Genomic DNA, 13,993 nt, shown 5'->3' with positions numbered 1-13,993 from the left:
ATGACAGAGCACCCCTCGGTTCTTTTCACCCACGGCCGCTTCTACTCCGCCGCCGACCCGCGGGCCACCGCCATGCTGGTCCGCGACGGCCGGATCGCCTGGCTGGGCGACGCCGCCGACGCTCCCGCCGCCGACCGGCGCGTGGACCTCGGCGGACTGCTGGTCACCCCCGCGTTCGTCGACGCGCACCTGCACGCCACCGACACCGGTCTCGCCTTCGACGGCCTCGACCTGACAACGGTGCGCTCGGCCGCCGCGCTGCTCGATCGGGTCGCGGCGTTCGCGAGCACCCGCCCGGCCGACGGTGTGGTGCACGGGCACGGCTGGGACGAGTCGACCTGGGCCGACCAGACGCCGCCGACGGCCGGCGAGCTGGAGAGGGCGGCCGGCGGACGCCGGGTCTATCTGTCGCAGGCCTCCGTCCACTCGGCCCTGGTGTCGGCCTCGCTGCTTCCGGCGGCCGAGGGCACGCCCGGTTTCGACGCCTCCGGCTGGGTGCGTGAGCAGGCCCACCATGCCGTACGCGCCGTCGCGCTGGGCGCCCTGACCCCGGCGCAGCGGACGGCGGCCCAGCGCACCGCCCTGACCCGGGCCGCGTCGATGGGCATCGCCGCCGTGCACGAGTGCGGCGGGCCGGGCACCTCCAGCGAGGCCGACTTCGCGTCCGTGCTCGCGCTCTCCGGGGAGGGCCTGCCGCTCGTGTACGGCTACTGGGGCGAGCTGGGCGGCGCCGAGCGGGCCCGCGACCTGGGCGCGATCGGGGCGGCCGGCGACCTGTACGCGGACGGCGCGCTCGGCTCCCGCACGGCCTCGCTGCGCCACCCGTACCACGACGGCGACCACGGCGCCGGGGAGGCGTTCGTGACCGCCGAGCAGGCCGCCGAGCACCTGCTCGACTGCATGCGGGCAGGCGTGCAGGGCGGCTTCCACGCGATCGGCGACGCCGCGATCGAGGCGGTCCTCGACGGGTTCGCGCTGGCCGCCAAGCAGGCCGGCGTCGACGAGGTCCGGGCGGCCGGGCACCGGGTCGAGCACGTCGAGCTCATCGACAAGCCGATGATCGCCCGGATGGTCGAGTTCGGGGTGACCGCGTCGGTCCAGCCGGTCTTCGACGCGCTGTGGGGCGGCACCGGCCGCATGTACGCCCAGCGCCTCGGCCGGGACCGGGCCCTGGCCAGCAACCCGATCGGCACGATGCACGCCACCGGGGTGCCGCTCGCGTTCGGGTCGGACTCGCCGGTGACCGCGCTCGACCCGTGGGCGGTGGTGGTGGCCGCGGCCGCCCCGACCAATCCGGTGCACCGGATGACCATCCGGTCCGCCTTCGCGGCGTCCAGCCGCGGCGGCTGGCGGGCGGCCCGGGTCGACGACGCCGGCGTGCTGGCGCCGGGCAAGCGGGCCACGTTCGCGGTGTGGGAGACGCCCGGCGGCGTCTCCGGCGGCCTGCCGGTGCTGCTGCCGGACGTGGACGGCGTGGCGCCGCCGCGCCCGGTGTGCCGGCGCACGGTCCTGGCCGGCGAAACGATCTTCGAGGGGTAGAAGGGCAGAGATGTGACCGGGAAGCTGAACCTGGATCAGAGGGTCGTGCGCACGGCGCGGCGGCTCGCCGAGAAGGCGGGCCGGCCCGTCGTCGACCTGGCCCGGTCGCACACGACGGTGTCGGTGGAGCGGGCGGTGCTGCGGCTGGCCGGGGTCCGCGGCGCCGACTCCGACGGCATCCCCTGGGTCAACCGGCTCGTCGACGCGGTCGTGGCCGACGTGGGACTCGGGCACGGCGTGGCCCTGCCCGTGTTCCACGCGATGCACCGGGAGGGCGTCGACGACATCACGGTGCTGGCGCAGAAGGCCGCCGCCGGTTCCGTGCGCTTCGGCGTACCGGCGAAGAAAGCGGAAGCCCTCACGGCCCGGCGGGCCGCGAAAAGGGCGACCGGCGACGGCCTGCGGCTGGTCGACAAGCGCCGCGCTGAGCGGGACCGGCTGATCAAGCGGTTCGGGGATCCGGCGCAGCGCCCGTGGATCTATCTGATCGTCGCGACCGGGGACATCTACGAGGACATCCCGCAGGCGCAGGCCGCGGCCCGGGCCGGGGCGGACGTCATCGCGGTGATCCGCTCGACCGGGCAGTCGCTGCTGGACTACGTGCCCGAGGGCGCCACCCGGGAGGGCTTCGCCGGGACGTACGCGACGCAGGAGAACTTCCGGCTCATGCGGGCGGCGCTCGACGAGACGTCGAAGGAGGTCGGCCGGTACGTGCGGCTGACCAACTACGCGTCCGGGCTGTGCATGCCGGAGATCGCGGCGCTGGCCGGCCTCGAACGGCTCGACATGATGCTCAACGACTCGATGTACGGGATCCTGTTCCGCGACATCAACCCGATCCGCACCTTCGTCGACCAGCGGTTCAGCCGCCAGGTGCACGCCCGCGCCGGCATCATCATCAACACCGGCGAGGACAACTACCTGACCACGGCCGACGCGGTCGAGGCCGCCCACACGGTCACGGTGTCGCAGCTGCTCAACGAGTACTTCGCCCATGAGGCGGGCCTGGCCGACTGGCAGCTGGGCATCGGGCACGCCTTCGAGATCAACCCGGACCTGCCGGAATCGTTCCGGCTGGAGCTGGCGCACGCGCTGCTCGCCCGGGAGCTGTTCCCGGCCGCGCCGCTCAAGTGGATGCCGCCGACCAAGCACATGACCGGCGACGTCTTCCGCGGCAACCTGCTCGACGGCTTCTTCAACCTGGCCGGCACGCTCACCGGCCAGGGAATTCTCCTGGTCGGCATGATGACCGAGGCCGTGGTGACCCCGTGGCTGTCCGACCGCGACATCGCCCTGCAGAACGTGCGCTACGTGCTCAACGGCGCCGGCAACCTGCACGAGGACTTCGTGCCGGCCCCCGGCGGCTTCATCCAGCAACGCGCACACCAGGTCCTGGGCGAGGCCGTCGACCTGCTCGAGAAGATCGTCGACGACACCCTGCTGAACGCCATCGCCGACGGCACCTTCGGCATCATGAGACGCCCCGCCGACCGCGGCAAGGGCCTCGACGGCGTCGCGAAGCACGAGGAGACGTACTTCAATCCGGTCACAGAAGCCCTGGAGGCCCGGTGATGAAGGGCAGAAGGCCGATCTTGCGGTTTACTTGCAAGATGACGCCTCAGTCTTTCGCCGGAGGCACCAGTGCTGCGTAGCTTCCGCGTCGCCAACCACCGCTCGTTCCGCGACGAGCAAGAGCTCCAGTTGATGCCGGCCTACGACAAGGAGCGACCTGTGGTGCCGGTCGCGGCCGTGTTCGGGGCCAACGCCTCCGGGAAGTCCAACCTGCTCGACGCTCTGCGGTGGATGCAGAGCGCGGTGCGGGAGTCGTTCCGGGTGTGGGAGGCCGACTCCGGGATCCCGCGCGTCCGATACCGCTTGGACGACGACGAGAGCCAGCCGTCCAGCTTCGTCGCCGACTTGGTCCTCGATGGCGTGCAGTGGGTCTACGGCTTCTCGGTCACGAGCGAGGCGGTGCAGGAGGAGTGGCTGCACACCTATCCGCACGGCCGGGAGCGGGTGATATTCGAGCGTAACGGGCAGGAGCTGGAGCTGGGCTCCACCGTGCCGGAGCGCCGGAGCCGGGCCGAGATCCTGCGCGGGCTGATGCGCGACAACGCCCTGCTGCTGAGCGTCGCGTCGCAGGCCAACCAGGCCGAGGTCAAGCCGGTGTACCGGTGGTTCAACCTGCAGCAGATGCACGTGACCAGGATGGGGATCCCGTCGGTCCGGCATGACCACCTGTCCGTGCTGATCGCCGGCGCCCACAAGGTGTACCCGGAATTCGTCCATCTCCTCCGCACCGCCGACTTCGGCATCAGCGACATCTCGGTTGAGGAACCATTGTTCGGCCGGGTGCCGATCGTCCGGTTCCGGCACGAGCCCGGTGGCGTGTGGCTCGAACTCGCCGACCAGTCCGAGGGCACCCTGGCCTGGGCGGAGCTGCTCTTCTACGCCCTGGAGGCGCTGAAACACGGTTCGCTGATGATCCTCGACGAGATCGACTCCAGCCTGCACTCGCGGCTGACCCCGCGTCTCGTCGAACTCTTCCGCAACGGCGAGACCAACGCCAACGGTGCGCAACTGCTGTTCACCACGCACGATGCCACCCTGCTGGGGACCTGTCTCGGCGAGGATCTGCTGCGCCGCGACGAGATCTGGTTCGTCGAGAAGAAGGACGGCACCTCGCGCCTCTACGCGCTGTCGGATTTCCATCCACGCAAGGGCGAGAACCGCGAGCGTCGGTATCTGCTCGGAAGCTACGGCGCCGTCCCCGTGATCTTCGAGGACTCGGCCGTGGATTCCTTGCTGGAGGCTCGGAGGGAGCGCGCCGATGCTTCGGCGTAAGTCCACGCTCGGCCGCCCTGGGTCGATCCTTCCAGAGCGGCGCGCCGTGCTCATCGTGATCGGCGCCGACCGAACCGAAACCGCCTACTTGAAGGGGCTCCGTACCCATGATCGGCTCGGTGCCGTGACGATGAAGATCGTCGAGAAGGCCGCGGCGCCGGACCGGTTGGTCGAGTACACGCGCGCGACCTTCACGCTCGGCGAATACGACGAGGTGTGGTGTGTGACCGACGTCGACCACTATGAGCGGGACGGTGGCAAGGTGACGGCCGCCGTCGCCCTGGCCGGCGACGACATCAAGCTGGCCGTCTCCAACCCGTGCTTCGAGCTGTGGCTGTTGCTGCACCACGAGGACTGCGCCGCGCATTGCGCCGGCTGCCGCGAGGTCCACGCCCGGCTGCGGAAGCACCTGCCGCAGTACGACAAGACCCGCCTGCGGTTCGGTGACTTCGCCGCCGGCCTGGACGAGGCGCTCCACCGGGCCGAGAAGCTCGGCGACGATCACACCCGCAATCCCTCGACCGGCGTCTGGCGGCTGGTCGGCGCCGTACTGGAGAAGCAATGACGATCATTCGGCCCTACGGGGACACGACCGGGGACGGGATGGTGCAGCTGTCGTTCACGCTGCCGGTCCCGCACGACAAGCGGGCCGAGGGGGCCGCGCTGCAGCTCGCCGCCAAGATGGGGATGGATCCGGCGATGCTCGTGCACGCCAAGCAGATGGGGGACGGGTTCACGTTCTTCGTCGTGTACGGCAAGGTCGGGCACCTGGTCGACACCGAGAAGGTGCAGGTCGTCGAGCGGGACTTTCCGCTGCTGTCGGCCAAGGAGGTCAACGCGGTCATCAAGCGGGGGCTGCGCCGCCGGCTCAACGTGGTCGGCGCGTGCATCGGGACCGACGCGCACACGGTCGGCATCGACGCGATCCTCAACCTCAAGGGCATCGCGGGGGAGAAGGGCCTGGAGTCGTACCGGGAGGTCGCGGTGACCAACATGGGCGCACAGGTGTCGGTGCCCGACCTGGTCGAGACGGCGCGCGCGCAGAAGGCCGACGCGGTGCTGGTCTCCCAGGTGGTCACCCAGCGCGACGCGCACCTGCAGAACACCCGGGCCATGTCGGCGGCGTTCCGGGAGGCGCTGCCGGAGGGCCGGCGTCCTTTGCTGATCGTCGGCGGGCCGCGGTTCGACGAGCTCATGGCCGGCGAGCTCGGCGTCGACCGGATCTTCGGCCGCGGCACGACCCCGCGCGAGGTCGCCTCCTACCTCGTCCACGCCCTTGTCGGGAGCTCACATTGATCACCGTCACGCACCGCCGGTACGTCCCGTACTCGCACGCCCATTACGCCGGGAACCTCGTGGACGGGGCGTACTCCCTCGGGCTTTTCGGCGATGTCGCCACCGAGGTGTGCATCCAGCTGGACGGGGACGAGGGGCTGTTCGCCTCCTACGACGACGTGCAGTTCAAGGCGCCCGTGCAGGCCGGCGACGTCCTCGAGATCACGGCCACGGTGATCAAGATGGGCACCCGCTCCCGGAAGATCGCGTTCGAGTCCAAGGTCGTCTGCCGCGGGACCGGGGGGTCGTCGGCCGCGGTGCTCGACGAGCCGATCGTGGCGGTGACGGCCACGGGCACGGTGGTCGTGCCGCCGAAGGCATGACCGCGGCGGTCTGCGTCGACGTCGGGTCCACGTACACGAAAGCCTGCCGGGTCGATCTCGGGACCGGGGAGATGACCGGGCGGGCCGAGGTCCCGACCACCTCCGCGAGCGACGTGCTCCAAGGCCTCGATGCCGCCGTCGCGCTCGTCGGCGGTTCCCCGACCGATCAGCTGTACGTCTGCAGTTCGGCGGGCGGTGGTCTGCGACTGGCGGTGGTCGGCTACGAGTCCCTGGTGACCGCCGAGGCGGGGCACCGCGTCGGTCTGTCGGCCGGTGCTCAGGTCGTACACGTGGCCAGTGGGAATCTCGACGGCCGGGCGGTGACCGCTTTGCGGGAGTCCCGCCCGGATGTGATTTTGCTGGTGGGTGGCACGGACGGGGGTGATTCGTCCGTTCTGCTGCACAACGCCCGGCGCCTGGCGACCTCCCGCCTGCGGGTGCCGGTCGTGCTGGCCGGAAACGCCGAGGCTCGCACGGATGCCGCCGCCGTTCTGGAAGACCGGGGCATATCGGTCACGGTGACATCGAATGTTCTGCCCAGGATCGGGGTGCTCGACCCCGGCCCCGCCCGGGCGGCCATCCGGGACGTGTTCCTGCGGCACGTGATCGGCGGCAAGAAACTGTCCCGGGGTGGGCGGTTCGCCTCGCTTGTCCGGGCCGCGACGCCCGACGCCGTGCTCGCCGGGGTCGAGCTGCTCGCCGACCTGACCGGCAAGGGCGTCCTGGTGGTGGACGTGGGCGGGGCGACCACCGACGTGTACTCGGCGCTGGTGCCCGACGCCGAGCTGGAGACCGGCCCCCGCCGCGATGTCGCCGGCACCCTCTGGCGCGCCCGGACCGTGGAGGGTGACCTGGGTGTTGCAGTCGGTGCGCCCGGAACTGTGGCCGCTGCCACAGCCGAGAAATTGGCACTTCCGGATGGCGGACAACCGCCGACGCCGGAGAGTGATCGATCTCTGGCCGCCGCGGCGGCCGTCGTGGCGCTGCGGCGGCATGCCCGCGGTCACTCTCCGGGTCCCGGCCGGCCACGCACGGGAGGCCGTGACCTGCGGGAGGTCCGCCTGGTGGTCGGCTCGGGCGGGGTGTTGCGGCACGGTGGCGGCCGATATGTGCTGGAAGCGGTGCTGGCCGACACGGCCGGCGGCTGGGCCGCCCCGACCGGCGCGCGGACGGTCGTCGACGAGCGCTACGTGCTCGCCGCGGCGGGCCTGCTGGCCATCGATCATCGTGACGCCGCGGTATGTCTGTTGAACACGCTGTAACTCGATCGGGTACGGGACATGACACGCCGAGGAACACGACACGCCCAAGCGCGGGACAGGCGGTTGACAGGCGGCCGGGGGCCGGACGTACCGTCTTCAGGTCCTGAGCACGGCAAGCGATCGTTGTCTACTTCGTTCCTCCTCCCACTGGCCGCAGTCCTCGCAGGGGTCGCGCGTTCAGCCAGGTCCAGTGGGTGGGGGTCGGCGGGGCGGCAGTTGACCGATTGCACCGTCGGTGGGGCAGGGGGTCGAAACGGCGCCAGTAGACAACGGCACGACGAGGGCAGCCAGTCCGCGGCGCGTCGGTCCGAAGGCGTACGCGACGTCCTGCTGACCCACCGGTCGTGCCCGGGAGTCAAGGGAGCACAGGAGGCGCGGCTGCGGTCGCGCCTCTTCCTTTTCACCTGGTGTTCCCGCGTTCCCGGTTCCCAGCATGGACCGGTAGCCTTCCGCGCGTGGAAATGACGCTGCAGCCCCCGGTCGCGCCGCAGGCCAGGGTGCCCGCCGGGCCGCCCGCGCCGGTGCCGTTGAGGCCGGCCCTGATCCTCTCGGTCGCCGCCGGCCTGGCGCTGCTGCTCGCCCTTCCGCCGTTCGATCTGTGGCCGCTCGCGATCGCCGGGGTGGCGCTGCTGGCCGTCGCGACCCACCGGCGGCGGCTGCGGGCCGGTTTCGGGCTCGGCTTCCTGGCCGGCGCGGTGCTGTTCTACCCGCTGCTGCACTGGACGAGCTTCGCGGCGGGCTGGCTGCCGTGGGCTCTGCTGTCCACCGCCGAGGCCGTCTTCTTCGGGCTCACCGGCCTCGCGACGGCCTGGCTGCGCCCGCTTCTCGACCGCTACCGGGGACTGCTGTGGCCGCCGCTGCTCGGCCTGCTCTGGGTCACCCAGGAGGCGGTGCGCGACCGGGCGCCGTTCGGCGGGTTCCCGTGGGGGCGGCTCGCGTTCAGCCAGGCCGACGCGCCCGCGCTGCGGTTCGCCGCGTACGGCGGAGCCCCGGCCGTGACCTTCGCCGTGGCCGCAGCCGCCGGCGCCCTGGCCGGCGTCTACCTTCTGCTCCCGTCCTGGCGCTTCTGGCAGATCGTCCCGGGGCTGAACTGGCGCAGGCCGTGGCGCGAGCCGGTGATCGCGCTCCTGGTGATCGCCTTCGCGCTGGTCATCCTGCCGCGCGCCCTGCCGGTCGGCGACGAGAGCGGCCCCACCAAGACCGTCGCGATCGTCCAGGGCAACGTGCCCCGCCTCGGCCTCGAGTTCAACGAGCAGCGCCGGGCCGTGCTCGACAACCATGTGAAGGCCACCCTCGCGCTGGCCGACGACGTGAAGGCCGGCAAGCAGCCGCAGCCCGACCTGGTCGTCTGGCCCGAGAACTCCAGCGACATCGACCCGCTGCGCAACCAGGACGCGGCCAGCGAGATCTCGGCGGCCGCCGACGCCATCGGCGCCCCGATCCTGGTCGGCGCCGTCCTGCGCACCAACAACCCGGCCGACATCAAGAACGCCGGCCTGCTCTGGGTCCCCGGCGCCGGCCCCGACCCCACCCAGCAGTACGTGAAACGGCACCCCGTCCCGTTCGCCGAGTACATGCCGCTGCGCTCGATCGCGAAGCTCGTCTCCGACAAGGTGGATCTGGTCAAGAACATGCTGGCCGGCACCGAGCCCGGCGTGCTGAAGACCGGGCCGCTCACCCTCGGCGACGTGATCTGCTTTGAGGTCGCGTACGACTCGATCGTCCGGGACACGGTCACCGGCGGCGCCCAGGTCCTCGCCGTGCAGACCAACAACGCGACCTTCAATGCCGCCGAGGCCAAGCAGCAGATGGCGATGGTGCGGCTGCGCGCGGTCGAGCACGGCCGCGACTCGCTGATGATCTCGACGGTCGGCGTCTCGGGATTTGTCGACGTCTACGGCAACGTCCACAAGGAGACCGGCTTCAACACCAAGGCGGTGAAGGTGCGTGCCATGCACCTGGGTTCGTCGCGTACGCTGGCGACTCGCTTGGGTGTCTTGCCCGAGATTGCGGCCGTCGCTCTGGCGGTTGCAGCCCTGGCCGGCGCGTTTGTGCTACGGCGCGGCCGGCGCGAGAAAACCGACGACGGTGCGGAAAAGGCGGAGGCACGGTGAGCGAGGCGGAGGGGTACCCGGGAGTGGGACGGGTGCTGGTGGTCGTCCCGACCTACAACGAGGCGGACAACATCCGCATGATCACCGGCCGGGTCCGCGCCGCCGTGCCCGCCGTGGACATTCTCGTGACCGACGACAACTCGCCCGACGGCACCGGGACGATCGCCGACGAGCTCGCGCTGGCCGACGACCACATCTTCGTGCTGCACCGGGCGGGCAAGGAGGGCCTCGGCGCCGCGTACAAGGCCGGCTTCGCCTGGGCCAAGGACAAGGGGTACGACGCGGTCGTCGAGATGGACGCGGACGGCTCGCACGCCCCCGAGGAGCTGCCGCTGCTGCTCGACGCGCTCCACGACCACGACGCGGTCCTCGGCACCCGGTACATCCAGGGCGGCAGCGTCCACAACTGGCCGGCGCACCGGCTGCTGCTCTCCCGCGGCGGCAACATCTACATCCGGATGGCGCTGGGCATGCCGTTCCGCGACGCGACCGGCGGCTACCGCGCGTACCGGATGCCGGTGCTCGACGCGATCAATGTGGAGACCGTCGCCTCGACCGGGTACTCCTTCCAGGTCGAGCTCGCCTGGCGGTCGTTCAAGCACGGTTTCCGGATGACCGAGGTGCCCATCACGTTCACCGAGCGCGAACACGGCGTCAGCAAGATGAGCGGCAACATCTTCAAGGAACAGCTGCTCAGGGTCACCGCGTGGGGGGTGCAGTCACGCCGCGACGGCCTGCTCAAGCTGCTCGGCCGCAAGCAGCGCCAGGGTTCGACCTGGCCGTGACCGGGCGCCACCGTGTCATGCTGGACGAGTTGGCATGACTGGGGAGGACCACATGCAGCGTCGAGGATTCGCCCTGCTGCCGCTCGCGCTTGCCGTTCTGGCTGTCGCCGAGGTGGCGGTCTTCCTGGCCGTCGTGCACGCGATCGGCGGTGGCTGGGCCCTGCTCCTGCTGGCCGTCTTCACGCTGGGCGGCATGGCGCTGCTGCGCCGCGAGGGCATTCGCGGCTGGCGGGCGTTCCAGGCGGCGGCCGTGGAGGGCCGCCCGCCGGGTCCCGAGGTGACCAATTCGCTGGTCGGCCTGGGCGGTGCTCTGCTGCTGGCCGTGCCCGGCTTCATCACCTCGGTCGCCGGCCTGCTCCTGCTGCTGCCGCCCGGCCGCATCTTCGCCCGCCGGGGCGTCGAGCGTTTCACCGAGCGCCGCATCGACCCGGCCGTCGCGGGCGACCTCTTCGGCCCGCGACGCGTCAAGGTCCGCCGCGGCGAGCCGGTCGTGGTCGTGCCCGAGCAGACGCCCGCGCACACCCCGTCGGCCGCCATCGAGGGAGAGGTCATCGAGGGCGAGGTTCTCCGCTGAGACCCTCAGGTAGGGTGACGGCCGGCCGACTATCCACCGGTGACCGGGAGAACAAGCCCGGCGAATTGCCGGATAACCGGCCGGGTGACCGACATCGCAGTACCCGCAGAACACTCATAACCCCGTAAAGTGGACCAAGGTCCACTGCGGCGAGGGTTCGCGGTGACGGGAACGGGCCGGGTCCGGTTACGCTCGTAGCGTTAACACTGCCGTCACAACGGTGGTCCAGAGCCTTGGCGACCGTGGAATCCCACGGCCGCCCCTTTCGTTACACCAACGAGAGCAGCACCACGAGCGAGGGGATAGCCGATCATGGGCGAACGCATGCTGCGCGGCAGCCGTCTAGGCGCAGTCAGCTACGAGTCCGACCGCAACACCGAGCTGGCGCCCCGGCAGACCCGAGAGTACCTGTGCGTCAAGGGTCACCAGTTCGAGGTGCCGTTCGCCGTCGACGCCGAGGTGCCCACCACCTGGGAGTGCAAGTTCGACGGCAGCGTCGCCCGCCTGGTCGACGGCAGCGAGCCCGAGCAGAAGAAGGCAAAGCCGCCGCGCACCCACTGGGACATGCTCCTCGAGCGCCGATCGATCTCGGAGCTGGAGGACATCCTGAACGAGCGGCTCCAGGAGGTCCGTACCCGTCGGGGCCGTTAGTTCCTATCGCTGAAAGGCCGTCCCTTGCCCGGGGCGGCCTTTTCGCTTGTCCGCTCCGCCGCCGACCGGGGGGCATCAGGCCAGGATCCTAGGATGCCTTAGCGGCGGTGCTCGCTCCCCGCGAGCCGTTCGCCATTCAGTTGGCCGGTTCGGTTCGGGGCTGGGGGGCTGCTGGGCGGGACGTGCCGAGGGTGGCCAGGGCGGAGGCCAGGTCGCTCACCTGGGCGGTCAGCTGGGTCGCCCGGGACTGGGCTGCTTCCGCCTCGGCCCGGGCAGCTTGCGTCTCGGCCCGTGCCGTTGCCGCTTCGGCTCGGGCCGCTTCCGCTTCGGCTCGGGCGGCGGCCAGGCGGCGTTCCAGGTCGGAGCTGTCCTGGGCTGCGGTCTCGGCGGCGCGGGTCAGGTTGTCGCGGGTCTGGCGGAGGGCTTCTCGTTCGGTGGTGGCCTCGGTCAGGGCGTTACGGGCCTGGGCCAGCTCGGCTTCCGCTTCGGTGCGGGCGGTGGCGGCTTCCCGGCGTACGTCATCGGTGGTTTTCTCTGCGGTCCTGAGCTGGTCGGTTAGGTCTTCTATGCGGGCTGCGGCCGAGCGGGCCTCGTTGACGGCGTTGGCCAGGTCGCGTTCCAGGGTGTCGCGTTCGCGGCGGGACTGCTGGAGGTCGGCCTGGGCGGTCCGCAGCTCGGTGCGGGCGGCGTCGCGGTCGGCCTCGGCCCGGTCGCGGAGGGCCGCGGCGGCGGTGGCTTCGCGGCGGGCCTCGTCGCGTTCGGTGTGGGCCTGGGTGGCGTAGCCGGCGGCGGCGGTGGCCTTCTGGGCGGCCTCCTCGGCCTGGTGGCGGGCCTCGTCCCGCTCGGCGATCGCGGCCGCGGTCACCTGCTGGGCGTTGGCGGCGGCGGTCTCGGCCCGTTCGACGTCGCGGCGGGCGTCGTCGCGCTCGGTGTGTGCGGCAGCGATGGTGCCGGAGGTCTCGGCTCGCAGCTCGGCGAGCTGGCGTTCCACGCCGGCCGGGGAGAGCTCGGAGTGCAGGGACTCGGACAGCGTGCCGACCAGCTGGTCGAGGCGGTCGACGATCTCCCAGGTGCGGGCGACCTGGCCGGCCAGGCCCGGGGACGAGCGGTGGCGCATCCTGCTGTTGCGGGAGGCTCGCTGGCACTCGCCGTCGTTGTCGCGGCAGTAGCGGAACGGGCGGCCGGCGGCGGCTCGCTGCGGGACCGGGCGGCCGCAGTGGGCGCAGGGGCGGGTCTCGGTGTCGGGGGTGACGTCGTTGTCGCTCATCGCCAGGCCAGCCTAGGCGGGGCCGGCCCGCCGCCCGCGCCACCACACCGGCGCGAATTTCCCGCCCCACCATCATCCTAGGACGCTCTACGCGACGTGCGCTTCGTCACGCCGCTCACGGCCAAGGCAAAGGTCAAACCCAAAAAGGAATCAACGACTACCCACCTTTTCCTTGGCCTCGGGCCGTTGGTGGGCAGGAGTAGCGTTCGGGTTCGGGGGGACAACGCGGAGGCGGGCTATGGATCTACATCGCGTGGTGCTGACGCTGGCGCTGTCGGCGGCGATCCTGCTGGTGTTGCTCGCGATCGTGCTGGTCTATCGGTTCGTGACGTTCTGCCTGGCCGACCTCAACGGGGCGCCGGTGGTGACCGGGTTGCCCCGGGACACGTGGCGGCTGCTGATCGTGTTCCTGATCCCGATCGGCGGGATGCTCTACCTTCGTTTCGGCCGGCCCCGCTGACCTGGGCCCGTGCTCGCCTGCGGCCCTACTTGCTCGTCGGGGTGGGGGACAGGAACTCCTTGGCGGCGGGGGCCAGGGCGGCGGCTTTGACCATGTGGGTCTGGCCGGGGAGCGTCCGGTACTGGGCCGTGGGGAGCGCCTCGCTCAGGGCCTTGGCGGCGTTGCGCATGTACTGGGGGCTCTTGCCGCCGTCCATGACCAGGGCGGGGACACCGACGGCCGACCAGCGGGCCGGGTCGAGGGGGACGCCGCCACCGGTGTCGCCAAGGATGTGCAGGTCGTAGGGGAGGGTGGGGGCTACGGCCTTGAGCTTCTTCCAGGGTGGGGTCAGCGCCATGATGTGGACCATCGCGGCCGGCATGCCCACATGCTTCATGAACTTCTTGAGGGCGCCGCTGCGGTCGTCGCGGGCGATCATGGCTTCGGTGTCGGGGACGAAGGACTCCTCGCGGGGCTCCCTCGTGTTGTCGACGATGAACGGGGGCTCGTAGAGGGCGAGCCGGGTGATGCCGGGGAGCTTGGCGGCGGCGTCGGCGGCCAGGACGGCGCCGGAGGAGGTGCCGAGCACGGCGGCCTCGCCACCGGCGGCGGTCAGGACGGCGGCCAGGTCGTCGATCTCGCGGTCTTCGGACCAGGGGAGGGTGTTGCCGCTCTCCCCTCGTCCGCGGCGGTCGTAGAGGTGGACGGTGAAGGTGTCGGCCAGGGCGGCGGCCAGGCCGCGGGCGGGGCCGAAGTCGCGGTAGCACATGGCGCCGTCGACCAGGATCAGGGCGGGGCCGGTGCCGGTGGTCTCGTAGGCGATGGTGGTGCCGTCGGCTGAGGTGACGGTGGGCATGGCT

14 protein-coding genes are annotated in these 13,993 nt (G+C 71.3%); 12 read left to right on the top strand and 2 right to left on the bottom strand.

All coding sequences use genetic code 11. The features are described from left to right. The 11 genes from A3CQ_RS0142575 to A3CQ_RS0142525 all read left to right on the top strand — a co-directional run bounded on the left by A3CQ_RS0142575 (position 1) and on the right by A3CQ_RS0142525 (position 11,427). The gene (locus A3CQ_RS0142575; protein ID WP_020517082.1) at positions 1-1,539 is read left to right on the top strand and encodes an amidohydrolase; all 1,539 of its coding nucleotides are present in this window, start codon (positions 1-3) and stop codon (positions 1,537-1,539) included. A 12-nt stretch (positions 1,540-1,551) separates the two neighbouring features. Beyond that, positions 1,552-3,111: a lysine 5,6-aminomutase subunit alpha gene (gene kamD / locus A3CQ_RS0142570; RefSeq protein ID WP_020517081.1), complete on the top strand. Its 1,560-nt coding sequence runs from the start codon at positions 1,552-1,554 to the stop codon at positions 3,109-3,111. Positions 3,112-3,180: 69 nt separating this feature from the next. Then, the gene (locus A3CQ_RS0142565) at positions 3,181-4,383 is read left to right on the top strand and encodes an AAA family ATPase (RefSeq protein ID WP_020517080.1); all 1,203 of its coding nucleotides are present in this window, start codon (positions 3,181-3,183) and stop codon (positions 4,381-4,383) included. After that, positions 4,370-4,948, top strand: a complete 579-nt coding sequence (locus A3CQ_RS0142560; RefSeq protein WP_084699470.1) for an RloB family protein — start codon at positions 4,370-4,372, stop codon at positions 4,946-4,948. The genes A3CQ_RS0142565 and A3CQ_RS0142560 overlap by 14 nt, the downstream gene beginning before the upstream one ends. Continuing rightward, the gene (gene kamE, locus A3CQ_RS0142555) at positions 4,945-5,679 is read left to right on the top strand and encodes a lysine 5,6-aminomutase subunit beta (RefSeq protein ID WP_020517078.1); all 735 of its coding nucleotides are present in this window, start codon (positions 4,945-4,947) and stop codon (positions 5,677-5,679) included. The genes A3CQ_RS0142560 and kamE overlap by 4 nt, the downstream gene beginning before the upstream one ends. Further along, entirely contained in the window at positions 5,676-6,041 is a 366-nt protein-coding gene (gene kal, locus A3CQ_RS0142550; protein ID WP_020517077.1) for a 3-aminobutyryl-CoA ammonia lyase, read from the top strand. Before kamE ends, kal begins: the two co-directional genes overlap by 4 nt. Continuing rightward, the gene (locus A3CQ_RS0142545; protein WP_020517076.1) at positions 6,038-7,303 is read left to right on the top strand and encodes a glutamate mutase L; all 1,266 of its coding nucleotides are present in this window, start codon (positions 6,038-6,040) and stop codon (positions 7,301-7,303) included. Before kal ends, A3CQ_RS0142545 begins: the two co-directional genes overlap by 4 nt. 461 nt (positions 7,304-7,764) lie before the next feature. Further along, positions 7,765-9,417, top strand: coding sequence for an apolipoprotein N-acyltransferase (lnt, locus tag A3CQ_RS0142540; RefSeq protein WP_020517075.1), 1,653 nt, complete (start codon positions 7,765-7,767; stop codon positions 9,415-9,417). Then, the gene (locus tag A3CQ_RS0142535; protein ID WP_020517074.1) at positions 9,414-10,202 is read left to right on the top strand and encodes a polyprenol monophosphomannose synthase; all 789 of its coding nucleotides are present in this window, start codon (positions 9,414-9,416) and stop codon (positions 10,200-10,202) included. Before lnt ends, A3CQ_RS0142535 begins: the two co-directional genes overlap by 4 nt. A gap of 34 nt (positions 10,203-10,236) precedes the next feature. Further along, positions 10,237-10,776, top strand: a complete 540-nt coding sequence (locus A3CQ_RS0142530; protein WP_245577596.1) for an FxsA family protein — start codon at positions 10,237-10,239, stop codon at positions 10,774-10,776. 312 nt (positions 10,777-11,088) lie between these two features. Further along, entirely contained in the window at positions 11,089-11,427 is a 339-nt protein-coding gene (locus A3CQ_RS0142525; protein WP_020517072.1) for an RNA polymerase-binding protein RbpA, read from the top strand. A 136-nt stretch (positions 11,428-11,563) separates the two neighbouring features. Here A3CQ_RS0142525 and A3CQ_RS0142520 read toward each other — a convergent pair whose 3' ends face one another. Next, entirely contained in the window at positions 11,564-12,694 is a 1,131-nt protein-coding gene (locus A3CQ_RS0142520) for a coiled-coil domain-containing protein (RefSeq protein WP_020517071.1), read from the bottom strand. 238 nt (positions 12,695-12,932) lie between these two features. Between A3CQ_RS0142520 and A3CQ_RS0142515 the strand changes: the two genes are divergently transcribed. Continuing rightward, a complete protein-coding gene (locus A3CQ_RS0142515; RefSeq protein WP_157296991.1) occupies positions 12,933-13,154 on the top strand; it encodes a hypothetical protein in 222 nt (73 codons plus the stop codon). A 25-nt stretch (positions 13,155-13,179) separates the two neighbouring features. Here the strand turns inward: A3CQ_RS0142515 and A3CQ_RS0142510 are convergent, their stop codons facing one another. Beyond that, entirely contained in the window at positions 13,180-13,989 is an 810-nt protein-coding gene (locus A3CQ_RS0142510) for an alpha/beta fold hydrolase (RefSeq protein ID WP_020517069.1), read from the bottom strand. Between the last annotated feature and the right edge of the window lie 4 nt (positions 13,990-13,993).

The sequence above is a fragment of the Paractinoplanes globisporus DSM 43857 genome, from assembly GCF_000379645.1.
Lineage (GTDB): Bacteria > Actinomycetota > Actinomycetes > Mycobacteriales > Micromonosporaceae > Actinoplanes > Actinoplanes globisporus.
The sequence above is the reverse complement of the archived record's forward strand: the minus strand, read 5'-3'. Positions and strand labels throughout refer to the sequence as shown.

Bases quoted from the DNA above. Each gene is read 5' to 3' on its own strand.
- A3CQ_RS0142575 (WP_020517082.1), top strand. From the start codon at position 1: ATGACAGAGCACCCCTCGGTTCTTTTCACCCACGGCCGCTTCTACTCC.
- A3CQ_RS0142560 (WP_084699470.1), top strand. From the start codon at position 4,370: ATGCTTCGGCGTAAGTCCACGCTCGGCCGCCCTGGGTCGATCCTTCCA.
- kamE (WP_020517078.1), top strand. From the start codon at position 4,945: ATGACGATCATTCGGCCCTACGGGGACACGACCGGGGACGGGATGGTG.
- A3CQ_RS0142545 (WP_020517076.1), top strand. From the start codon at position 6,038: ATGACCGCGGCGGTCTGCGTCGACGTCGGGTCCACGTACACGAAAGCC.
- lnt (WP_020517075.1), top strand. From the start codon at position 7,765: ATGACGCTGCAGCCCCCGGTCGCGCCGCAGGCCAGGGTGCCCGCCGGG.
- A3CQ_RS0142530 (WP_245577596.1), top strand. From the start codon at position 10,237: ATGACTGGGGAGGACCACATGCAGCGTCGAGGATTCGCCCTGCTGCCG.
- A3CQ_RS0142525 (WP_020517072.1), top strand. From the start codon at position 11,089: ATGGGCGAACGCATGCTGCGCGGCAGCCGTCTAGGCGCAGTCAGCTAC.
- A3CQ_RS0142520 (WP_020517071.1), bottom strand. From the start codon at position 12,694: ATGAGCGACAACGACGTCACCCCCGACACCGAGACCCGCCCCTGCGCC.
- A3CQ_RS0142515 (WP_157296991.1), top strand. From the start codon at position 12,933: ATGGATCTACATCGCGTGGTGCTGACGCTGGCGCTGTCGGCGGCGATC.
- A3CQ_RS0142510 (WP_020517069.1), bottom strand. From the start codon at position 13,989: ATGCCCACCGTCACCTCAGCCGACGGCACCACCATCGCCTACGAGACC.